General features: G+C 72.0%; 22 protein-coding genes. 7 read left to right on the top strand and 15 right to left on the bottom strand.

All coding sequences use genetic code 11. From position 1 onward, the window contains the following. Nucleotides 1-17: 17 nt before the first annotated feature. The gene (locus tag OG294_RS22400; RefSeq protein ID WP_327068310.1) at nucleotides 18-608 is read right to left on the bottom strand and encodes an RsiG family protein; all 591 of its coding nucleotides are present in this window, start codon (nucleotides 606-608) and stop codon (nucleotides 18-20) included. A 302-nt stretch (nucleotides 609-910) separates the two neighbouring features. On the opposite strand from OG294_RS22400, the gene dtd reads away from it, so the two are divergent. Beyond that, complete coding sequence (gene dtd / locus OG294_RS22395) at nucleotides 911-1345, top strand: D-aminoacyl-tRNA deacylase (protein ID WP_327068309.1); 435 nt, start codon at nucleotides 911-913, stop codon at nucleotides 1343-1345. A 16-nt stretch (nucleotides 1346-1361) separates the two neighbouring features. Here dtd and ygfZ read toward each other — a convergent pair whose 3' ends face one another. The 3 genes from ygfZ to OG294_RS22380 all read right to left on the bottom strand — a co-directional run bounded on the left by ygfZ (nucleotide 1362) and on the right by OG294_RS22380 (nucleotide 3535). Further along, on the bottom strand, nucleotides 1362-2324 hold the full coding sequence (gene ygfZ, locus OG294_RS22390) for a CAF17-like 4Fe-4S cluster assembly/insertion protein YgfZ (RefSeq protein ID WP_327068308.1): 963 nt from the start codon (nucleotides 2322-2324) through the stop codon (nucleotides 1362-1364). Nucleotides 2325-2408: 84 nt separating this feature from the next. Continuing rightward, a complete protein-coding gene (locus OG294_RS22385; protein WP_327068307.1) occupies nucleotides 2409-2864 on the bottom strand; it encodes a Fur family transcriptional regulator in 456 nt (151 codons plus the stop codon). An 86-nt stretch (nucleotides 2865-2950) separates the two neighbouring features. Then, nucleotides 2951-3535 (bottom strand): FABP family protein, encoded by a 585-nt coding sequence (locus tag OG294_RS22380; RefSeq protein WP_327068306.1) that lies wholly within the window; start codon nucleotides 3533-3535, stop codon nucleotides 2951-2953. Between the two features lie 283 nt (nucleotides 3536-3818). Between OG294_RS22380 and OG294_RS22375 the strand changes: the two genes are divergently transcribed. Next, on the top strand, nucleotides 3819-4181 hold the full coding sequence (locus OG294_RS22375; protein ID WP_327068305.1) for a DsrE family protein: 363 nt from the start codon (nucleotides 3819-3821) through the stop codon (nucleotides 4179-4181). Nucleotides 4182-4196: 15 nt separating this feature from the next. Here OG294_RS22375 and OG294_RS22370 read toward each other — a convergent pair whose 3' ends face one another. From OG294_RS22370 to OG294_RS22350, 6 genes are all read right to left on the bottom strand, one after another. Beyond that, on the bottom strand, nucleotides 4197-4517 hold the full coding sequence (locus OG294_RS22370; protein ID WP_327068304.1) for a DUF3099 domain-containing protein: 321 nt from the start codon (nucleotides 4515-4517) through the stop codon (nucleotides 4197-4199). Between the two features lie 84 nt (nucleotides 4518-4601). Then, nucleotides 4602-4892, bottom strand: a complete 291-nt coding sequence (locus OG294_RS22365; RefSeq protein WP_327068303.1) for a DUF1416 domain-containing protein — start codon at nucleotides 4890-4892, stop codon at nucleotides 4602-4604. Nucleotides 4893-4933: 41 nt separating this feature from the next. Continuing rightward, nucleotides 4934-5773 (bottom strand): sulfurtransferase, encoded by an 840-nt coding sequence (locus tag OG294_RS22360; RefSeq protein WP_327068302.1) that lies wholly within the window; start codon nucleotides 5771-5773, stop codon nucleotides 4934-4936. A gap of 274 nt (nucleotides 5774-6047) precedes the next feature. Then, nucleotides 6048-6128: an Ms5788A family Cys-rich leader peptide gene (locus tag OG294_RS41170; RefSeq protein ID WP_369405619.1), complete on the bottom strand. Its 81-nt coding sequence runs from the start codon at nucleotides 6126-6128 to the stop codon at nucleotides 6048-6050. A 127-nt stretch (nucleotides 6129-6255) separates the two neighbouring features. Beyond that, nucleotides 6256-6948 carry an LmeA family phospholipid-binding protein gene (locus tag OG294_RS22355; RefSeq protein WP_327068301.1) on the bottom strand — a complete coding sequence of 231 codons (693 nt, stop codon included), beginning with the start codon at nucleotides 6946-6948 and terminating at the stop codon, nucleotides 6256-6258. A gap of 153 nt (nucleotides 6949-7101) precedes the next feature. Then, nucleotides 7102-7392, bottom strand: coding sequence for a MoaD/ThiS family protein (locus tag OG294_RS22350; RefSeq protein ID WP_327068300.1), 291 nt, complete (start codon nucleotides 7390-7392; stop codon nucleotides 7102-7104). A 319-nt stretch (nucleotides 7393-7711) separates the two neighbouring features. Between OG294_RS22350 and OG294_RS22345 the strand changes: the two genes are divergently transcribed. The 5 genes from OG294_RS22345 to OG294_RS22325 all read left to right on the top strand — a co-directional run bounded on the left by OG294_RS22345 (nucleotide 7712) and on the right by OG294_RS22325 (nucleotide 13302). Then, a complete protein-coding gene (locus tag OG294_RS22345; RefSeq protein ID WP_327068299.1) occupies nucleotides 7712-8461 on the top strand; it encodes a response regulator transcription factor in 750 nt (249 codons plus the stop codon). An 86-nt stretch (nucleotides 8462-8547) separates the two neighbouring features. Further along, nucleotides 8548-9600, top strand: a complete 1053-nt coding sequence (locus OG294_RS22340; RefSeq protein ID WP_327068298.1) for a LacI family DNA-binding transcriptional regulator — start codon at nucleotides 8548-8550, stop codon at nucleotides 9598-9600. 89 nt (nucleotides 9601-9689) lie between these two features. Beyond that, nucleotides 9690-10862, top strand: a complete 1173-nt coding sequence (locus tag OG294_RS22335; RefSeq protein WP_327068297.1) for a S1C family serine protease — start codon at nucleotides 9690-9692, stop codon at nucleotides 10860-10862. Nucleotides 10863-10993: 131 nt separating this feature from the next. Further along, nucleotides 10994-11764, top strand: coding sequence for a response regulator transcription factor (locus OG294_RS22330; protein ID WP_327068296.1), 771 nt, complete (start codon nucleotides 10994-10996; stop codon nucleotides 11762-11764). A gap of 89 nt (nucleotides 11765-11853) precedes the next feature. Further along, nucleotides 11854-13302: a HAMP domain-containing sensor histidine kinase gene (locus OG294_RS22325; protein WP_327068295.1), complete on the top strand. Its 1449-nt coding sequence runs from the start codon at nucleotides 11854-11856 to the stop codon at nucleotides 13300-13302. A 64-nt stretch (nucleotides 13303-13366) separates the two neighbouring features. On the opposite strand, the gene OG294_RS22320 is transcribed toward OG294_RS22325, so the two are convergent. The 5 genes from OG294_RS22320 to OG294_RS22300 form a co-directional block, all read right to left on the bottom strand. Further along, nucleotides 13367-14701 carry an ATP-binding protein gene (locus OG294_RS22320; RefSeq protein ID WP_327071623.1) on the bottom strand — a complete coding sequence of 445 codons (1335 nt, stop codon included), beginning with the start codon at nucleotides 14699-14701 and terminating at the stop codon, nucleotides 13367-13369. Nucleotides 14702-14735: 34 nt separating this feature from the next. Beyond that, a complete protein-coding gene (locus OG294_RS22315; protein WP_327068294.1) occupies nucleotides 14736-16310 on the bottom strand; it encodes an SCO6880 family protein in 1575 nt (524 codons plus the stop codon). 6 nt (nucleotides 16311-16316) lie between these two features. Then, nucleotides 16317-17621, bottom strand: a complete 1305-nt coding sequence (locus OG294_RS22310; RefSeq protein WP_327068293.1) for a hypothetical protein — start codon at nucleotides 17619-17621, stop codon at nucleotides 16317-16319. Then, entirely contained in the window at nucleotides 17611-18420 is an 810-nt protein-coding gene (locus tag OG294_RS22305; RefSeq protein ID WP_327068292.1) for a hypothetical protein, read from the bottom strand. Before OG294_RS22305 ends, OG294_RS22310 begins: the two co-directional genes overlap by 11 nt. Nucleotides 18421-18730: 310 nt before the next feature. Beyond that, nucleotides 18731-19087 (bottom strand): hypothetical protein, encoded by a 357-nt coding sequence (locus OG294_RS22300; RefSeq protein ID WP_327068291.1) that lies wholly within the window; start codon nucleotides 19085-19087, stop codon nucleotides 18731-18733. Nucleotides 19088-19343: the final 256 nt, after the last annotated feature.

Raw genomic sequence — 19343 nt, 5'->3', positions numbered from 1 at the left:
CGCAGGCCCGCTGGGTCTCAGTCGGGCAGGTGGGGACCGGCCAGCAGGTCGTCGACCCGCGCTTCCCCCTCACGGTACCGCCGGGTGATCTCGGCGCTGCAGCCGTCCGCCGTGCGCTGCAGCAGCTGCCGGCGCCCGGAGACCTCGCGCTCGTGCGCGGTGAGCCGGTCCAGGGCGGCGAGCAGTTCGGCGGAGGCGTGCGCGGCCAGGTCGGCCAGCTGGACGTCGCCCATCAGGGCGTCGGCCTGCGCCTGGTACTGCTCGCCGCGCGGGGTGCCGAGGGTGACGTGCCGGGCCGACTGGCGCACGTTGGAGGGGGCGTCGGCGAGGATCTGCGGCAGCCGGTGCAGCAGCGTGTCGGGGCGCGGCGGGCGCGGGTGGCGGTCCAGGGTGCGGCGGTCGAGTTCGGCCCGCAGGATGTCCACCCGGCCCTGCAGCAGCCGGCGCAGGTACGACAGGTCGGCCTCCTGCTCCAGGGCGTCGCGGCGCAGCGTGCGCAGCTCGTCCAGGGCCAGGCCCGCGGTGTCCAGTACAGCCGCCGCCGGCACCACCGCCACTGGCTCCGCGCCCGGGGCCTTCGGCCCGCCGGGCACCCTGTTCGTCTCCATTACCCAACCGCCTGCCATCGCTCTGTTCCCACCCTTGCCGCCCCTCCCCCCGTTGCACGCCCAGCGGCCCCGGCGGGTTCCCGACGTCCGGGGCCGTCACCCACTCGGGCGAGCGCCGTCAGTACGGGCATACGAACGCCACGAACGGCCGTCCGGGTCGCCGGCGCGGCCGACTTGGGCATCGTGCCACCCCGGGCCGGCCCGCGGGGCGTGGATGCACCCGAACGGGCGCCTGGCGAACGGGTAGCCCTGCACCGGACGCGGGTGCGGCGGGCCGGTCGGGCGCGGGCACAATGGCCGGCATGCGAGCAGTGGTGCAGCGGGTGAGCGAGGCCGCCGTGACGGTGGCCGGGGAACAGGTCGGCGCGATCAGCGGGCCGGGGCTCTGTGTCCTGGTGGGGGTCACCCACCAGGACACCGAGGAGCAGGCGGCGGCGCTGGCCCGCAAGCTGTGGACGCTGCGGCTGTTCCCCGGCGACGGGACGGAGCTGTCCTGCTCCGACCTGGCCGCACCGCTGCTGGTGATCAGCCAGTTCACGCTCTACGGCGACGCGCGCAAGGGCCGCCGCCCCACCTGGAACGCCGCCGCCCCCGGGCCGCTCGCCGAGCCGCTGGTGGCCGCGGTGGTCGAGCAGTTGCGCGCGCTGGGCGCCGAGGTGGCCACCGGCCGGTTCGGGGCGGACATGAAGGTCTCGCTGGTGAACGACGGGCCGTTCACCGTGCTGGTGGAGGTCTGAGGCTCCCGGGCCGTGCCTACGGCGCGACCACGGCGTCCTGGCTGGCCGGCACCGTGCCGGCCAGCAGCACCGCGTCGAGCGGCACGTTCCGCTTGACCAGGGCGAGCGCGATCGGGCCCAGCTCGTGGTGGCGGGCCGAGGAGGTCACGAAGCCCAGCGCCCGCCCGTCCGGCTCGGTGGCCAGGCGCACCTCGGTGCCGTGCGGGGGCAGCACCTCCTCGGTGCCGTCCAGGTGCAGGAAGACCAGCCGGCGCGGCGGCTTGCCCAGGTTGTGCACCCGGGCCACCGTCTCCTGGCCGCGGTAGCAGCCCTTGTTCAGGTGCACCGCGGAGTTCAGCCAGTCCACCTCGTGCGGGATGGTGCGGTGGTCGGTCTCGAAGCCCAGCCGCGGGCGGTGCGCCTCGATCCGCAGCGCCTCGTACGCCCAGATCCCGGCCGGGGTGCCGAACCCCTGCGCCAGCTCGGCCAGTTCGGCGCGCGGCAGGAACAGGTCGCGTCCGTAGGGCAGTTCGCGCACCGCGGCGGCTGCGGTGACCTCGGCGGCGGAGCCGGCCGGCAGGTGCACCACGGCGAACTCGGCGGTGGCGTCGGCGATCTCGACCCGGTACATGAACTTCATGCGCTCCAGGTACTCGATCAGCGCGCCCTGGGTGCCGGGCTCGACGTGCGCCCAGCTGGTGGTGCCGTCGTCGACCAGGTAGAGGGCGTGCTCGACGTGCCCGTTCGGGGAGAGGATCAGCGCCTCGGTGGCCTGGCCCGGCGGCAGCGCGCTGACGTGCTGGGTGAGCAACAGGTGCAGCCAGGCGAGCCGGTCGGGGCCGGTCACGGTGACCACCCCGCGGTGCGACAGGTCGGTGAAGGCACGGCCCGCCGCCAGCTCGCGCTGCTCGCGGAAGAGGTCGCCGTAGTGGGCTGCGACGCCCTCGTCGGCTCCCTCGGCGGGGACGGCTCCGGGCAGGGACAGCAACGGGCTCTTCATGCCCGCCAGCTTAGAGGGTCCGCCAGTAGGGGGCCGGCGTCGCGACGCCGGCCCCCTACTGGCGGACCCTCTAAGACCGGCCTGCTACGACTGCGGCTCGGCGAGCCGGGCGGTGCAGTCGGCGCAGCGGCCGAAGATGGCGAAGTGCTTGAGGTCGGTGTCGAAGCCGTGCTGGGCGCGCAGGCTCTCGATCAGCGGGGTGGCGATCGCGGTGTCGGTCTCGGTCACCGTGCCGCAGTCCCGGCAGACCAGGTGCAGGTGGTGGTGGCGGTCGGCCAGGTGGTAGGTCGGGGCGCCGTGACCCAGATGGGCGTGCGAGACCAGGCCGAGCTCCTCCAACAGCTCCAGGGTCCGGTAGACGGTGGAGATGTTGACGCCGCTGGCGGTGCGCCTGACCTCCACCAGGATCTCGTCCGGGGTGGCGTGGTCGAGCGCGTCCACCGCCTCCAGCACCAGCTGGCGCTGGGGGGTGAGGCGGTAGCCGCGCTGACGCAGGTCGCTCTTCCAGTCGCTGGAGGCGGCCGCTCCGTTGTTCGCCACGCTGCTCTGCACCTGCCCTGGTCGCCGGCCGTGCCCGCACCCGGGCCGTGCCGACAAGTGTAGGGACCAGGGCGCGGGCGGGCGGCTCAGCGGAAGAAGGCGATCCCGTCGTCCGGCAGGTCGTTGATGTCCTTGATCAGCTGGGCGGGGCTGAGCACCTTCTTCAGCTGCGCAGACATGTACGGGCGCAGCGGCACCTCGGGGGCGGCCTTCTCGCCGACCCAGAGCAGCTCCTCGTTGACGAAGCCGTAGAGCCGCTTGCCACCGCTGTAGGGGGCCGAGCCCTCGATCCGGGCGACCGCGTCGGTGGACACGTTGACCTGCGGCTTGCCGTCGGCCAGCTCGCCGTACCAGACCTCCACGGTGCCGTCGTCGCGGACCATGGAGATCTCCACGCCGCGCACGCCGCTGGTGCCGTGCTGGTTGCTGGTGATCCGCCAGAAGCCGTGCTCGTTCTCCAGCGGGCGGATCTTCTCGCCCTCGCTGTTCAGCACCCAGGTGCGGGAGCGGAACTCCAGGAAGGGCCGGCCGTCGTGCCGGAAGACGACCTCCTGGCCGAAGTTGCACTTCTCGCTGCCCGGGAAGTCGAAGACGCCCGCGCCCTCCCAGGTACCGAGGAGGAAGGCCAGCGGAACGACGTCCTTGTGGAGGTCAGAGGGGATCTCGATCATGGTCCTGTATCGCAGTCGTCGGCGGTGGGCTCCCCCTACGGTACGGGAGAGGTCAGCGCTGGCCCTGGTACAGCTTCGAGACGGAGAAGATGGCGAACCAGACGATCACGACGGCCATGATGCCGAGCAGGCAGTCGAAGAAAAGCTCGAGACCACTCACGGTGGGGCTCCCGGTGCGGTGATGGCGGACAGGACGATGACGGCGCGAGTCTATCCGGCGGGGCCGCGCGGCTCGCGGTGAGGGGCGCCACACGCGCCGTGCCGGGCCCTCTAGGCTGACGGGATGTCGAAGAAGCTGGTCATCAAGGTCACCGCCGGAGCCGACGCGCCCGAGCGCTGCTCACAGGCGTTCACGGTGGCGGCCGTCGCGGTCGCCAGCGGGGTGCCGGTCTCGCTCTGGCTGACCGGGGAGTCCTCCTGGTTCGCACTGCCGGGGCGGGCGGCCGAGTTCGAGCTGCCGCACGCCGCGCCGCTGCCGGAGCTGCTGGAGTCGATCCTGGCGGCGGGCATGGTGACGCTGTGCACCCAGTGCGCGGTGCGGCGCGGCATCGAGCAGGCGGACACGCTGCCGGGTGTCCGGATCGCGGGCGCCCAGGTCTTCGTCAGTGAGATCATGGCCGACGGCGTCCAGGCGCTCGTCTACTGAGTCGTCCGAGTCGTCCTACTGCGGCCCCGGCGGCCCCGGCCGCCCCTCGTGGGCGGGGCCCTCATGGGCGGGCCCCTCGTGATCGGGCTTGTCGCGGTCGTGGCCCGGCTGGTCCCAGCGGGGGTCGTCCCAGCGCGGGTCCTGCCACCAGTCGTCCTCGGGGTCGCGCTTGTTGGCGAAGACCGCGGCCAGCGGCGGTATCACCATGGCGACCACGCACATCCCGATCGCCGCGCCCACCGAGAAGAACCGCACCACGCCCCACGCGAGGACGAAGAGCCCCAGGCAGACGCCCATCGCGCCGAAGTAGTAGTAGTGCCTGCGCCGCTGCTGCACACCCCCAACGGTAGCCCCGCAACGCGCCTGGAGCCCCCGTCGGGACGGGGGCTCCAGGAATTCCGCGACGCTCGCCGCAGTGGCTCAGACCGCGATCGGGACCTCGGTCAGGGCGCCCTGGGAGGCGACCACCTTGCGGTCCACGGTCGCGCCGGGCACCAGCGCGCGCACGGTCCAGCTGCCGGGGGCCGCGAAGAAGCGGAACTGCCCGGTGGCCGAGGTGGGCACCTCGGCGGTGAACTCGCCGCCGTCGTTCAGCAGCCGCACATAGCCGCTGACCGGCTCGCCGTCACGGGTCACCGAACCCTGGATGATCGTCTCGTTCGCCACGTCAACTCCTGCCAGGTCCGGCCCGCCGGCCTTCGCACCACACATGTCGTCTGTCTCCTCGTTGCTCGGGTACGGCGCGGTGCCGGTCAGGCGCCGATCTCGATCGGCACGCCCACCAGGCTGCCGTACTCGGTCCACGAACCGTCGTAGTTGCGGACGTTCTCCTGGCCGAGCAGCTGGTGCAGCACGAACCAGGTGAGCGCCGAGCGCTCGCCGATCCGGCAGTAGGCGATGGTGTCCTTGGACAGGTCGACGCCCTCCTGCGCGTAGAGCGCGCGCAGCTCGTCGTCGGACTTGAAGGTGCCGTCGTCGTTGGCGTTCTTCGACCACGGGATGTTGCGGGCGCTGGGCACGTGGCCGGGGCGCTGCGACTGCTCCTGCGGCAGGTGGGCCGGGGCGAGCAGGCGGCCGGAGAACTCGTCGGGCGAGCGCACGTCGACCAGGTTCGTGGTGCCGATGGCGGCGACCACGTCGTCGCGGAAGGCGCGGATCGCGGTGTTCTGGGCCTGCGCCTTGTACTCGGTGGCCGGGCGGCTGGGGACCTCGGAGCCGTCGACCAGGTCGCGCGAGTCCAGCTCCCACTTCTTGCGGCCACCGTCCAGCAGGCGGACGTCGCCGTGGCCGTACAGCTTGAAGTACCAGAAGGCGTACGAGGCGAACCAGTTGTTGTTGCCGCCGTAGAGCACCACGGTGTCGTCGTTGGCGATGCCCTTGGCGCTCAGCAGCGCCTCGAAGCCGGCCTGGTCGACGAAGTCGCGGCGCACCGGGTCCTGGAGGTCCTTCTTCCAGTCGATCCGGACGGCGTTCCTGATGTGGTTCTTGTCGTACGCGGAGGTGTCCTCGTCGACCTCGACCAGGACGACCTTGGCGTCGTCCAGGTGGGCCTGGACCCAGTCGGCGTCGACCAGGACGTCGCTGCGGCTCATGATGTGTCTCCATCCGGGGGCGGTTGGCGGAAGGTGAGGGTGCCGGGCGGCGCGCTGCGGGCTCCGGGTCGCCGGTCCCGAGCCGATCGTCGAAGATGTCCGAAAATCAGTCCGGATAGTGGGACGAAGCAGAGGATGCAGGGTCCCGGCCCGAAAGCTGGGGCAAGGGCGCCGCGAGGCGGGTTTTCAAGGGGCGGCCGCAGACGGGAAGTGCCTGGTCGGGCCGGAAGAACGGGCGTGGCAGCAGGTCGATTCTGCCGGAGCCGGCTGCCTACTAGCGCATTCGACACAGGCAGGCGGCCACGCGGCAGAGGTCCACCGCCCGCCGCTTCGTGAGATCCGCCTGTCGCTTCATGGGGACGATGCTAGGGAGCCGGGCCCGCCCCTGTCATCAGCGTATCGAATGGCGAGACTAAAATGGTCGAATAGTGAGATTTGACCCGCGCTTGCCCGTGCCCTGCCCCGCGGCCCGCCCCCAAGGATCAGCTGTTGGACAGCCGGACGTGGGAGCCGCCGAACTTCAGCGCCAGGCCGTCCGGCTCCGGGGTGACCTGGTCCAGGTCGAGGCCCACCGGCATGCCCTGCAGGGTGAAGCTCCGGGTGCCGATCGCCGAGTCGACCGCCGAGCCGATCCCCGGCAGCGCGCCCAGCCCGGACAGCTCGCCCACGCTGTCCACCAGCACCTTGTTGCCCTCGGTGCGCAGCTTGACCGTGGCGCTGATCTTCTGCCCCAGCATCGAGGCGCTCACCTTGACCTGGCCGGGGCCGCCGTAGCCGAGCGACATCCGGGAATCGAGGTCGAGCAGGGTCTGCACCTGCTGGTAGCTGATCCTCCCGGTGCCGGTGCCCGAGTCCACCGTCGCGGAGTTCTCGTCACCGCTGATCCGAACACCCTTCAGATCAGCCGCGAAGTCGCTCAGTTGGAAGCTCTGACCGGCGCCGCTCAGCTGCACCGCCGAGGCCGAGATGTGCAGGTCGTCGACCTTGCGGTCGATCAGGTCGGTCAGGAACGGGAAGTCGCCGATGGAGACCGAGGGCTTGCCGGTGATGCCCTGGTGGCCCGCCAGCTTGTCCGCCGCCTCGTTCTGCGCCACCACCACCGCGATCCGGTCGGCGCCCACCAGCAGGCCGGCCAGCACCGCGACGGCGATGACCGCCTTGATCCAGCTGCGCATCGCACACTCTCCCCGTCGGTTCCGGTCCTGGTCGTCTACCGCGATACGACGATCCGACACCACCCTTGGTTCCGAACAACCGCTCGATGCCCGGCCGCCGGAGCCGGGGCACCGGCCCCGCCCCCGGCCGCCGGATGCCACCCGGCGTCCCGCTCAGCCCCCGGCGAACGGCGGCAGCACCTCGACGGTGCCGCCCTCGGTCAGCTCGACGGTGGCGTGGTCGCGCCCGCCCACCGGCGCGCTGTCCACCAGGTAGGAACAGATGCCCAGCAGGCGGACGAAGGCCGGCCGCTCGGCGTGCCGCGCCCTCGCCTGGGCCAGCGCCTCGGCGAGGCTGGCCGCCCGGTACGGCTCCTCGGCGACGCCCGCCTCGGCCTTCGCGGCGGCCCAGTAGCGGATCGTCCCGGTCACCACGGTGGTGGAGGGCTCGGTGGTCGCGGTCATGGCGGCCCCTTCTCGAAGGTGTACACATACGTGTTCCGGTCGGTGCCGTGCTCCATGATGGCCCGCGCCCCCGACCGACCGGGAATCGCGCAGGCCAGCACGGTCGTACCCCGGGCGCACGGCCGTGAACGCGACCTTGATCACGCCTGGTGGCCCCTTCGCCGACCGGGTCCGTTGGGCTATTCTCAAGGCGTAAGGGATCCGGGCAGAGTCGCCCCCGGGTCCTTTTGTGCTTTCAGGGCTCCGAACCGGACGTCCTTGCGAGTGGCAGCCCACGCGGAGAAACACCACGCGGCGAAGAAAAGAGGACGACCCGGGTATGAGTTCTCTCCTCCTGCTCACCAACGCACTGCAGCCATCGGCGGAGGTGCTGCCGGCCCTTGGACTGCTGCTGCACCAGGTGCGGGTGGCCCCGGCCGAGGGGTCCGCGCTGGTCGATACGCCCAGCGCCGACGTGATACTGGTCGACGGCCGGCGCGACCTGCCACAGATCCGCAGCCTGTGCCAGCTGCTGCGCTCCACCGGCGTCAGCGCCCCCCTGCTCCTGGTGGTCACCGAGGGCGGACTGGCGGCGGTCACCGCCGAGTGGGGGATCGACGACGTGCTGCTGGACACCGCGGGCCCCGCCGAGGTGGAGGCCCGGCTGCGCCTGGCGGTGGGCCGCCAGCAGCAGGTGACCACCGACGAGAGCCCCACCGAGATCCGCAACGGCGACCTGACCGTGGACGAGGCCACCTACTCGGCCAAGCTCAAGGGACGGGTGCTCGACCTCACCTTCAAGGAGTTCGAGCTGCTCAAGTACCTCGCCCAGCACCCGGGCCGGGTCTTCACCCGGGCCCAGCTGCTGCAGGAGGTCTGGGGCTACGACTACTTCGGCGGCACCCGCACCGTGGACGTGCACGTGCGGCGGCTGCGGGCCAAGCTCGGGGTCGAGCACGAGCAGCTGATCGGCACCGTGCGCAACGTCGGCTACCGCTTCGTGATGCCCGCGCAGGGCGAGAAGGGCGAGCGCGGCGGCGCCCCGAGCGACTTCGAGCAGCCCGTGACCGACCCGGCCGCCGCGCGTTAGGCCGTGCCTAGTGCCGCGCGTGTCGTCCCGGCCTCCCGGCGGGACCGCCCCGCTGGGGGGCTGGACAACACGCGTAGACTCCCTGCGTGGCCAAGGTGACGCGTGACGACGTAGCTCGACTGGCTGGGACCTCGACCGCGGTCGTCAGCTATGTCATCAACGATGGCCCGCGCCCGGTCGCGCCCGCGACCAAGGAGCGGGTGCTCGCCGCGATCGAGCAGCTCGGCTACCGGCCGAACAGCGTCGCCCAGGCGATGGCCTCCCGACGCACCAACCTGATCGGCATGATCGTGCCGGACGCCCGGCAGCCCTTCTTCGCCGAGATGGCGCACGCCGTCGAACGCGCCGCCTCCGACCGCGGCAAGCTCGTGCTGATCGGCAACTCCGACTACGCCGACGACCGCGAGATGCACTACATCCAGGCCTTCCTCGGCATGCGGGTCTCCGGCCTGATCCTGGTCAGCCAGGGTGCCCCGCAGCGCGCCGCCAAGGAGTTCGCCGCGATGGAGGGCGCCAAGGTGGTGCTGCTGCACCGCCGCCCCGACGCGATCGACGACGTTTCGGTGGTGACCGACGACGTCGGCGGCGCCGAGCTGGCCGTGCGCCACCTGCTGGAGGAGCACGGCCATCCGTACGTGGCCTGCTTCGGCGGCCCGGTGGAGTCCCCCGCGCCCGGCGACCCGGTGATCGACCACGTCGAGGGCTGGCAGCGGGCCATGGACGCCCACGAGCTGCCGGCCGACCAGCATCTGATCGACGCGCCCTTCCACCGCTACGGCGCCTACGAGGTGGCGCTGGAGCTGCTGCGCTCGCCGAACCGGCCGCCGGCCGTCTTCTGCTCCACCGACGACCAGGCGATCGGCGTGCTGCGGGCCGCCCGCGAGCTGGGCCTGCGGGTCCCCGAGGACCTCGCGGTGGCGGGCTTCGACGACATCCCCGAGGCGGCGCTGGCCGACCCGCCGCTGACCACGGTGGCCAGCGAGCGCGAGGCGATGGCCCGCGCGGCGGTGGAGCTGGTCCTGGACGACTCGCTGATGGTGCCGGGCTCCGGCACCGAGCGGGTGCGCAAGTTCCCCTCGCGGCTGGTGGTGCGGCGTTCCTGCGGCTGCCCGGGTGAGGACACGGGGTCCGCAGGGTAGCTCGCCTTTATGAGAAGTCAACGGGCTTCTCTGGGCGTTCTGACTCGACTCTCATCCATTCTTCATGCCCCGGGCGGACGGTTTGGTCCATGAGCGACCAGTACCGCACCACCGCAGATGAGTCGGGGTATCCGCTCCCGCCGAAGCCGGCCGGAGCACCCACCGCTCACGAGGACACCACGGTCTTCCCGGTCACCCCCGGCTACCCGGGCGAGCCGGTGTACACCGCCGGCCCCGACTACCCCGGCGCGGACGCCGGCGGCCAGCCCCCGTACTACGGACCGCCGCCCACCCTGCTCGGCCAGGCGCCCGAGCCCGCCGGCCCCGCGCACAGGGCCCGCAGCGGCTTCCTGCGCGGCCGGCTCGCCCTGGTCACCGCCGTCGCGGCGGTCGCCGCGGTCCTCGGCGGCCTGGCCGGCGGCGCGGTCGCCGACGCCCGGCACAGCAGCAGCACCACCGCGAGCTCGACCACCCTGGTCAGCCCGGTGGCCGCGAAGTCCGACGGCACCGCGAACGTCGCCGCCATCGCCGCCAACCTCTCCCCCAGCGTCGTCCAGATCACCGTGCAGACCAACTCCGGCACCGCGACCGGCACCGGTGTCATCCTGACCGCGAACGGGCAGATCCTCACCAACTACCACGTGATCGCCGGCGCCGTCAGCCAGGACGGCACGATCACCGTGATGTACCAGAACGGCAGCAAGACCAGCGCCACGGTCACCGGCAGCGACAAGTCGATGGACGTCGCGGTGATCACCGCGAGCGGCGCCAGCGGCCTGACCCCGGTGGCCTTCGGCGACTCCGACGCGCTCTCGGTCGGCGACCCGGTGGTGGCCATCGGCAACCCCGACGGCCTGACCGGCACCGTCACCTCCGGCATCATCAGCGCCAAGAACCGCCAGGTCACCGTGCAGGTGGACGAGACCACCACGCGCGGCAACGGCGGCTTCGGCTACCCGTACTTCCCCGGTTACGGCGGCAACGGCCCGTCCCTCGGCTCCGGCTCCGGGTCCGGCTCCTCCTCCGACAGCGCGACCTACTCGGCGCTGCAGACCGACGCCGCACTCAACCCCGGCAACTCCGGCGGCCCGCTGATCAACTCGGCCGGCCAGGTGATCGGGATCAACTCGGCGATGTACTCCGGCAGCGGAAGCAGCTCCAGCAGCAGCAGCCAGGCCGGCAGCGTGGGCCTCGGCTTCGCGATCCCGATCAACGCCGTCAAGCAGGTCCTGCCGAAGATGCAGGCCGGCCAGACGCTCTAGGCCGTGTCTCACAATTCCCGCCAGGCGCGCGACGCCGGGCATCCCGGCTCACCCCGGGTGCGCCCGGTCACCCCGCCCGAACCCGCACAATGGCTAGACCCCTTCCAGACCCAGAGAGGGCCACACCGCCGATGACTCCCCCCGCCGACGACCGCACCCCTGCTGAGCAGCCGACCGCCGCGCGCCTGCTCGTGGTCGACGACGAACCCGCGCTGCGCGACGCGCTGGAGAGCAGCCTCGCCTTCGAGGGTTACGAGGTCACCACCGCCACCGACGGCTACGAGGCACTGGAGGCCGTCGAGCGCGACCAGCCCGACCTGGTGCTGCTCGACATCATGATGCCCCGGATGGACGGCCTGACCGCCGTGCGCCGGATGCGCTCGCGCGGGGACACCGCGCCCGTCCTGATGCTCACCGCCCGCGACGCCGTCGGCGACCGGGTCACCGGCCTGGACGTGGGCGCCGACGACTACCTCGCCAAGCCCTTCGAGCTGGACGAGCTGCTCGCCCGGGTCCGCGCGCTGCTGCGCCGCAACGCCCTCGCCACCGAGGCGGCCGCCCGGGCCACCGCCGTCGAGGACGACTCCGAGGTGCTCGCCTTCGCCGACCTGCGGATGAACACCGCCACCCGCGAGGTGACCCGCGACGGCCGTCCGGTGGAGCTGACCCGCACCGAGTTCATGCTGCTGGAGATGTTCCTGGCCCACCCGCGCCAGGTGCTGACCCGCGAGCAGATCCTCAAGGCGGTCTGGGGCTTCGACTTCGAGCCCTCCTCCAACTCGCTCGACGTCTACGTGATGTACCTGCGCCGCAAGACCGAGCAGGGCGGCATGCCGCGCCTGATCCAGACCGTGCGCGGAGTGGGCTACGCTCTGCGCGCGCCCAGCGGGGCGACGGCCTGAGAATCATGGCGCGCAAGGCAGGAGCACGGGGGCGGGGACGGATGAAGGGGTGGTACCGGGGCAGGTCGCTGCGCAGCCGGCTGGCCATCATGGCTTCGGTGGCGGTCGCGCTGGCGATCGCGATGTGCTCGGTGGCCGCCTGGTTCATCGTCCAGGAGAAGCTCTACGACCTCCAGCGGGTCCAGCTCTCCAACGTGCCGCTGCCTTCGGTGCCGTTCACCCACACCCTGCCGAGCTGCGCGACCACCGCCCCCGGGGCGCTGACCCAGGTCAAGACGGCGAACACGGAGTGGGAGGCGGCTCATCCCAACGGGCCCTTCCCCGGGCCGGGCCGCGGCGGCGACTCGGAGTACCTGCCCGCCGGCAGCACCAGCGTCTGCCTGAGCCTGGGCGCCAACCGCGCCATCGTGGTGGCCCCCTCCGACTACGACGTGCTCAACCTGCCCCCGAACCAGGGCAACTTCCGGCAGGGCCACTTCACCGACGGCACACCGGCCATGATCCGGGTCACCCACTACGTGGACCGGGCCTCCGGCCAGGACATGGTGATGCTGCTCGCCTCGCCGCTCACCGACGTCGACCACTCGCTGCAGCAACTGGCCTTCCTGCTCGCGGGCGTGGCCGCCATAGGCGTGGCCGTGGCCGGCATCACCGGCCGCATCGTGGCCCGCGCCGCGCTCAAGCCGGTGCACGACCTCACCGACCTGGTCGAGCACATCGCCCGCACCGAGGAGGTCGGCACCACCATCCCGGTGCACGGCAACGACGAGATCGCCCGGCTCTCCGACTCCTTCAACTCGATGAGCACCGCGCTGGCCAACTCCCGCGAACGGCAGACCCGGCTGATCGCCGACGCCGGGCACGAGCTGCGCACCCCGCTCACCTCGCTGCGCACCAACGTCGACCTGATGATCCGCAGCGACTCCACCGGTCGCCCGCTGCCGCCCGCCACCCGCACCAAGCTGCTGGGCAACATGAAGGCGCAGATGCAGGAACTCACCCTGCTCATCGGCGACCTGCTGCAGCTCTCCCGGCCCGACTCGCCGCGCCCCGGGCAGAACGTGGCCACCGTCGCGTTCCACGACATCACCCAGCGCGCCGTGGACCGGGGCAAGCTGCGCGGTCCCGGGCTGACCTTCAACGTGGTGCTGGAGCCCTGGTACGTGCGGGCCGACGCCGCCGCGCTGGAGCGGGCCGTGATGAACCTGCTGGACAACGCCGTGAAGTACAGCCCGCCGGCCGGCTCGATCGACGTCGAGCTGCGCGAGGGCCGGCTGACCGTGCGCGACCGCGGGCCCGGCATCCCGGTCGACGAGCTGCAGTACGTCTTCGACCGGTTCTGGCGCTCCCCGTCCTCCCGGCAGCTGCCCGGCTCGGGCCTCGGGCTGTCGATCGTGGCGCAGACCGTCCAGGACTCCGGCGGCCAGGTGGCGCTGGGACCGGCCCAGGACGGCGGGCCGGGGGCGCTGGCGGTCATCCGGATGCCGGGCGCGCCCCGGCCGCCGAGCGGGCCGGGCGGCGAGCCCGCCGAGCACTGAGCGAAGGTCCGTCCGGCGCCGGTCCTGCCCGCCCAGGCGGCCGGGCCGGGGCCGGGCCGGCGGTTCAGATCTCCGGCTCGGCCGCCAGCTGCCGGTCCGCGCGGACCCGTTCGGCCACCATGTCCTCGGTCATCGCGCGGTCCGTGTAGACCAGCGGGCGCTCGCTGTCGGTGATGATGTGCTTGACCACCTGGACGTTGCCGTTGACGTCCCAGACCGCGATGCCGGGCGACAGGGTCGGGATGATCTCCACCGCCCACCGGGGCAGGCCGAGTACCCGCCCGGTGGCCCGGGCCTCGTCGGCCTTCTGCATGTAGATGGTGCGGGTGGAGGCCATCTTCAGGATCGCCGAGGCCTCCTTGGCCGCGGCCCCGTCCACCACGTCGGACAGGTGGTGGACCACCGCGACGAAGGACAGGCCCAGCCGGCGGCCGAACTTCAGCAGCCGCTGGAAGAGCTGGGCGACGAAGGGGCTGTTGATGATGTGCCAGGCCTCCTCGACCAGGAAGATGCGCTTGCGGCGGTCGGGGCGGATCCAGGTGTGCTCCAACCAGACGCCCACGATCGCCATCAGGATCGGCATCGCGATCGAGTTGCGGTCGATGTGCGAGAGGTCGAAGACGATCAGCGGGGCGTCCAGGTCGATGCCGGTCGTGGTGGGCCCGTCGAACATGCCGCGCAGGTCACCGTCGACCAGCCGGTCCAGCACCAGCGCCACGTCCAGGCCCCAGGACTGCACCTCCTCCGGATCCACCCCCAGCGACTCCACCGAGGACAGGTCGGGGCGGCGCAGCGTGTCGATGATGTCGCCCAGGATCGGCTGACGGTCGGTCACGGTCGCCCGCACGTGCGCGTGCGCGGCCTTCAGCGCGAAACCGGCCCGCTCCTCCAGACCGCGCCCCATCGCCACCTCGATGATGGTGCGCAGCAGCGAGAGCTGACCGGTGGTGGTGATCGCCGGGTCCAGCGGGTTGAGCTTCACGCCGCCGTCCCGGGCCGCCATCGGGTCCAGGCGCACCGACTTTATGCCCAGCGCGTCGGCGATCAGGTTCCACTCGCCGACCCCGTCCTCGCCCTGCGCGTCGAGCACCACCACCTGGCGGTCGCGGAACCTCAACTGGCGCAGCACGTAGGTCTTCTCCAGCGCCGACTTGCCGTTGCCGGACTCGCCGAGGACCAGCCAGTGCGGGGCCGGCAGCTGCTGGCCGTAGAGCTGGAACGGGTCGTAGACGTACCCCTTGCCGCTGTAGACCTCGCGGCCGATGATCACCCCGGAGTCGCCCAGCCCCGGTGCGGCCGTGGGCAGGTAGACCGCCTGGGCCTGACCGGTGGAGGTGCGCACCGGCAGCCGGGTGGTCTCCACCTTGCCGAACATCAGGCTGGTGAAGGCGTCGGTCATGTTGCCAATCGCCAAGGGGGGCCTCCAGGGCAGGTCAGCGGCGGATGCCGGTGGCGAACGGCAGGGTGTTGACGAAGGCGCGGTGGTGCTCGCGGTCGCACCACTCCAGCTTGAGGTAGCTCTTGCCGGCCGAGGCCCGGATGGTCCGCTTGTCCCGGGCCAGCGCCTCGGGGCTGCGGGAGGAGACCGTGATGTAGCCGACCAGGTTGACCCCGGCGGCGCCGGAGGCCAGGTCGTCGCCGCGCTGGTCGACCCGGCCGGTGTGGGCCAGGTCGCGCGGGTCGACCGTGCGGTTCATCTTGGCGGCCCGGCTGGCCTCGGCCTCGTCGTTGGTCTTCTCGGTGAGCATCCGCTCGATGGCCACGTCGGTGGGCTCCAGGTCCATGGTGACGGCCACCGTGCGGATCACGTCCGGGGTGTGCACCAGCAGCGGGGCCAGGAAGTTGACACCCACCGGGGTGAGCGGCCACTCCTTGACCCAGGCGGTGGCGTGGCACCAGGGCTCACGGGTGACCGACTCGCGGGTCTTGGCCTGCAGGTACTGCGGGTGGGTGGCGTCCAGCTCGGCCGGCCAGGCGTTGCGCCGGGTCATCGCCTGGATGTGGTCGATCGGGTGGTCCGGGTCGTACATCGAGTGCAGCAGCGAGGAGAGCCTGGCCTGGCCCAGCGGCTGCCGCACCCGGATGTCGGCCTCGGCCAACCGGGCGCAGATGTCGGTCAGTTCACGGGCCATCACGGCGGCGAGGCCGTCGTCGTCCCGGGCCCGCTCGCCGGTGGCGCTGCGGCCCATCGCATGTGCCTCGGCGGCCAGGTCACGGGTGTAGTGCATGCAGGCCACCAGGTAGGCCCGGTGCTGCTCGGAGGAGGTGGAGACCATCGACTGCAGCTGGTCGTAGGAGTCCTTGAGCCAGCGCGGCGCCTCGTGGTCACCGCGCCGCTCGACGTCCTTGGCGTGCGCGTCCGGGTCGGCGGGCAGGGTGCGGGCCAGGATCTGCAGCCGCGTCACGAAGCCGTCCCCGTTGGCGACGTGCTTGAGCAGCGTGCCGAACCGGTCGACCAGCGCCTCCTGGTCCTCGGAGTCGCGCAGGCCCACGCCCGGCCCCTCGATCTCGATCGCCGCGGTCACCGTGCGCCGCTCCAGGTGCATCAGCACCCCGACCTCGTCCGGCCCGAACGGCGCGCTCAGCCAGCGCAGCCGGCCCACCCCGGGCGGCGGGCCGACCTCGACCTCCCGGCCGCTCAGCGCGGTGCCCGCGTCCATCGCGGTGGACTGCCACACTGCCCGGCCGCTGCGCAGGGTGCGCCGGTAGGTGCGGTTGATCTCGGCCCACTTGTAGAAGGTGCGGCGCCGGTAGGGGACGTAGACCGCGGCCAGCGCCAGCGCCGGCAGGCCGACCAGGCCGGCGATCCGCAGCGACAGCACCGGCATCAGCAGGCCCCAGAGCATGCCCAGGAAGGCGCCGAAGATGATCAGCAGGATCTCGCCGGACTCCCGGTTGCGCCCGATCGGCGCGTTCGGCCGGGCCTTGCCGATCAGGTAGGTGCGGCGCTGGTGGACATAACTCTGGGCGTACTGCCCCCCGTACTGGCCGAGCGGTTCGCTGCTCAAGGTGCGTCACCCTCCCTTCGCTGGGTTCTGTGCCGGGGCCGGAGCCGGAGCCGGCGGCTTGGCGGGGGCCGGCGGCGCCGTGCTGCGCGAGGCGTGCGCAGCGATGCCCGGGGCGACCGAACCGCCGCCGGCCCCGCCACCGCCACCGCCGGCGCCGCCCTCGGCACCGCCGCGCGAGCCGTGCGTCGAGATGCCCTGCTTCACCAGGTTGGCCGGCCCGTTGATCATCGCCGATCCGGCCGACACGGCGCTGGCCCTGGCCTGGCGCAGGTGCAGCATCTCGTCGCCGAAGCCGGGCACGAAGCGGTAGATGGCGCTGCTGGCGAAGATCGACAGGAAGAGGATGGCGAGCCCGGAGAGGATCCGGGCGAAGTCGTCCGAGGCCCCCGAGCCGGTGGAGATCGCGCTGGCCAGGCCCAGGATGATCACGATCACCGGCTTGGCCAGGTCGATCGCGGCCATCAGGCCGGCCCAGCGGCGCACGTGCTTCCACAGCTGCTTGTCCACCAGGCCCGCGTAGACCGCGGTGCCGAGCAGCGCTCCCACGTAGAGCATCGCGGCCCGGATCAGCAGCTCGATCCAGAGCACGGCGGCGGCCAGCACGCCGATCAGCGAGACCAGGATCAGGATCAGCGGGCCGCCGCCGATCGTGCCGTGCTCCAGGGTGTCGGCCAGGCCGCCCAGGTAGGTGCCGGTGTCCGACTTGGTGCCGGAGGCGATCGCGGTGGTCAGCCCGTCGGTCGCGCCGACCAGGGTGTAGAGGATCAGCGGGGTGAAGGCGGAGGCCACCACGGTCAGCCAGAGGAAGCCGATCGCCTCCGAGAAGGCCTGGTGCAGCGGCACCCCGCGCACCGCCCGCTTGGTCACGGCGAGCAGCCAGAGCACCAGGGTCACCACGGTGGCGCCGGCGAAGACGACGGCGTACTGCTGCAGGAAGCTGGCGTTGGTGAAGTCCACCTGCGTGGTGCCGTTGATCGCGCCGGACAGGCTGCGCACCACCCAGGCGGCGGCCTGGGCGCAGGCCTTGGCGAGGGAGCCGAGCGGGTCGGTGACGGAGCCGACGGTGGAGGAGCCGGGGAGGCTGGTGCCACCCGTGTTGGAACCACAGACCGTGTCGGCCCCCGGAAGGGGGAAGTCACAGGGCTTCTGGCTCACACCCGCCGACGGGCTCGGGCTCCCCGAAGGTGGGGCGCTGGGGGCCGCGAAGACGCGCTGGGCCAGCAGCAGCGCCCCCAGTTGCAGCGTCGCCAGCGTCCCCGCCAACGCGCCGGCGCGGCGGGCGAGGGAGGGCTGTGGGCCGTCAGCGGGCATAGCGGAAGCCTCCGAACTGCTGGACGGCGCCGGTGATCTCATCGGCACTGGCGGCCTGTTGGTCGGCGGGGACGGGCGCGGGCCCGTCCTGGCGGGTGTAGTCGGTGAGCTTCCAGTCCCCGCCGGTCCAGTGCAGGGTCAGCGTGAGGGTGTACCAGGAGGCGCTCACCGGCTTGGTCGAGGAGGTCCCGGCCAGGCCGCCGAGCCCCGCGCACCAGACCAGCGCCTTGGTGCTGTCGGCCGTGTAGCCGTCGGTGCGGGTGCCGATCGGCACCGCGCGGCTGACGAAGGTGAGCCCCTTGGGCGCCTGGCCCTGGGCGTCCAGGCCGTAGCCGCTGAGCACGGCGGGGGTGATCGCCTGGTCCAGCCGGGCGCGCAGCGCGTCGGCGACGGCCGGGTCGGCGATCGCGGCGAGCACGGTGCGCCGCCCGTCGGGCCGGAACATGTCGGCGCCGCCGAGCGCGACGGCGTAGTTGGCCGCCGCCGACTGGGCGCCCTGGTCGGTGTCGGGGTAGCCGGTGCCGATCCCGTTGCTGGTGGTGCCGACCGGCTGGGTGCCGCTGGGCGCGGTGGCCGCGGTGGCGGGCGGGAGGGGGGCGGGGCCGTGCTGTCCGTCGGCCGAGGAGGCGGGCTTGTCGTGGTTGGCGATCACGAGGGCGACCACCAGCAGGGCGACGACCAGCAGCACGGTCAGCAGGGCGCGCAGCGGGCGCGGCTGACGGCGGGTCGGGTACGGGGAGGACTGTTCGCCGACCGGCAGCCGCGTACGGGTGTGCGGCTGGTCGTCGGGCAACGGCACGGCGGCCCTCCTGGGACAGGGAGCCGGTGGTGGGCTCCAGCGTGACAATCCGGTCGGTTGCGGCAGCCCGACCGACCGGGACGGTCGGATCCGGGATCCCTGGGACGAGCCGGGCGGGCCTGCCCGGTCCGTCAGGCCCGGTACGCCTGACGGCGACTGGGCCCGGCCTGCCTGGTCCGCCGGATCCGGTCATCCGATTCTGACCGATGCCGACCGCAGTCGACCAGCGCTGACCGGCGGGCCCGCTGGGCCGACCGACCAGCCGGGTCAACCGACAGGGACCAGTGTGACTGGTCTGCCTGTCTGATCGTCAGATGGCCATGCCGTAGACAATGGTGAACAGGGTGCCCAGGGATCCGATGATGAACACGCCGGTCAGGCCGGCGATGATCAGGCCCTTGCCCTGCTCGGCACTGAAGGTGTCACGCATCGCGGTCGCCCCGATCCGCTGCTTCGCGGCGCCCCAGACCGCGATCGCCAGGCAGGCCAGGATGGCCACCGCCATCACGACCTCCACCATGATCCTGGCTTCCGAGCCGAGCGTGGAGAACGGACCCCAATCCGGGGCGATACCACCGATAATGGTGTCGATGTTGCCCTTCTTGGTGGTCGGGTCGTCGGCCAGCAGACCGCTGGCGTAGCCGCTCACGGTGTTGCCCACACTCATCACTGTGTCACTCACGTGCATTCCTGTCTCACCGCCCGGTCAGCCAATTGAAGGCCCCTCACCTGGGGACTGCGAAGAGCCGGGACCCATTCTTGGCCAGATCTGATGTCGACTTGGCTACTTCTTGAGGATTGGTCGCGCGATACGGGACATGTGCGCCAGGATGTCCACTGTACGAAGGATACCGCTCACTCTTTGTATCTCCGATGATTGCGCTGAGCAACGCCCTCCAGCAGACTGGTGAGGGTGCCGGCCG

The organism is Kitasatospora sp. NBC_01302 (assembly GCF_035976515.1).
In the GTDB taxonomy this organism is placed as follows: Bacteria; Actinomycetota; Actinomycetes; order Streptomycetales; family Streptomycetaceae; genus Kitasatospora.
This window is presented reverse-complemented; position numbering and strand designations above follow the sequence as displayed.

Bases quoted from the DNA above. Each gene is read 5' to 3' on its own strand.
- OG294_RS22400 (WP_327068310.1), bottom strand. From the start codon at position 608: ATGGAGACGAACAGGGTGCCCGGCGGGCCGAAGGCCCCGGGCGCGGAG.
- dtd (WP_327068309.1), top strand. From the start codon at position 911: ATGCGAGCAGTGGTGCAGCGGGTGAGCGAGGCCGCCGTGACGGTGGCC.
- ygfZ (WP_327068308.1), bottom strand. From the start codon at position 2,324: ATGAAGAGCCCGTTGCTGTCCCTGCCCGGAGCCGTCCCCGCCGAGGGA.
- OG294_RS22380 (WP_327068306.1), bottom strand. From the start codon at position 3,535: ATGATCGAGATCCCCTCTGACCTCCACAAGGACGTCGTTCCGCTGGCC.
- OG294_RS22375 (WP_327068305.1), top strand. From the start codon at position 3,819: ATGTCGAAGAAGCTGGTCATCAAGGTCACCGCCGGAGCCGACGCGCCC.
- OG294_RS22365 (WP_327068303.1), bottom strand. From the start codon at position 4,892: ATGTGTGGTGCGAAGGCCGGCGGGCCGGACCTGGCAGGAGTTGACGTG.
- OG294_RS22360 (WP_327068302.1), bottom strand. From the start codon at position 5,773: ATGAGCCGCAGCGACGTCCTGGTCGACGCCGACTGGGTCCAGGCCCAC.
- OG294_RS41170 (WP_369405619.1), bottom strand. From the start codon at position 6,128: ATGAAGCGACAGGCGGATCTCACGAAGCGGCGGGCGGTGGACCTCTGC.
- OG294_RS22355 (WP_327068301.1), bottom strand. From the start codon at position 6,948: ATGCGCAGCTGGATCAAGGCGGTCATCGCCGTCGCGGTGCTGGCCGGC.
- OG294_RS22350 (WP_327068300.1), bottom strand. From the start codon at position 7,392: ATGACCGCGACCACCGAGCCCTCCACCACCGTGGTGACCGGGACGATC.
- OG294_RS22345 (WP_327068299.1), top strand. From the start codon at position 7,712: ATGAGTTCTCTCCTCCTGCTCACCAACGCACTGCAGCCATCGGCGGAG.
- OG294_RS22335 (WP_327068297.1), top strand. From the start codon at position 9,690: ATGAGCGACCAGTACCGCACCACCGCAGATGAGTCGGGGTATCCGCTC.
- OG294_RS22330 (WP_327068296.1), top strand. From the start codon at position 10,994: ATGACTCCCCCCGCCGACGACCGCACCCCTGCTGAGCAGCCGACCGCC.
- OG294_RS22325 (WP_327068295.1), top strand. From the start codon at position 11,854: ATGGCTTCGGTGGCGGTCGCGCTGGCGATCGCGATGTGCTCGGTGGCC.
- OG294_RS22320 (WP_327071623.1), bottom strand. From the start codon at position 14,701: ATGACCGACGCCTTCACCAGCCTGATGTTCGGCAAGGTGGAGACCACC.
- OG294_RS22310 (WP_327068293.1), bottom strand. From the start codon at position 17,621: ATGCCCGCTGACGGCCCACAGCCCTCCCTCGCCCGCCGCGCCGGCGCG.
- OG294_RS22300 (WP_327068291.1), bottom strand. From the start codon at position 19,087: ATGAGTGTGGGCAACACCGTGAGCGGCTACGCCAGCGGTCTGCTGGCC.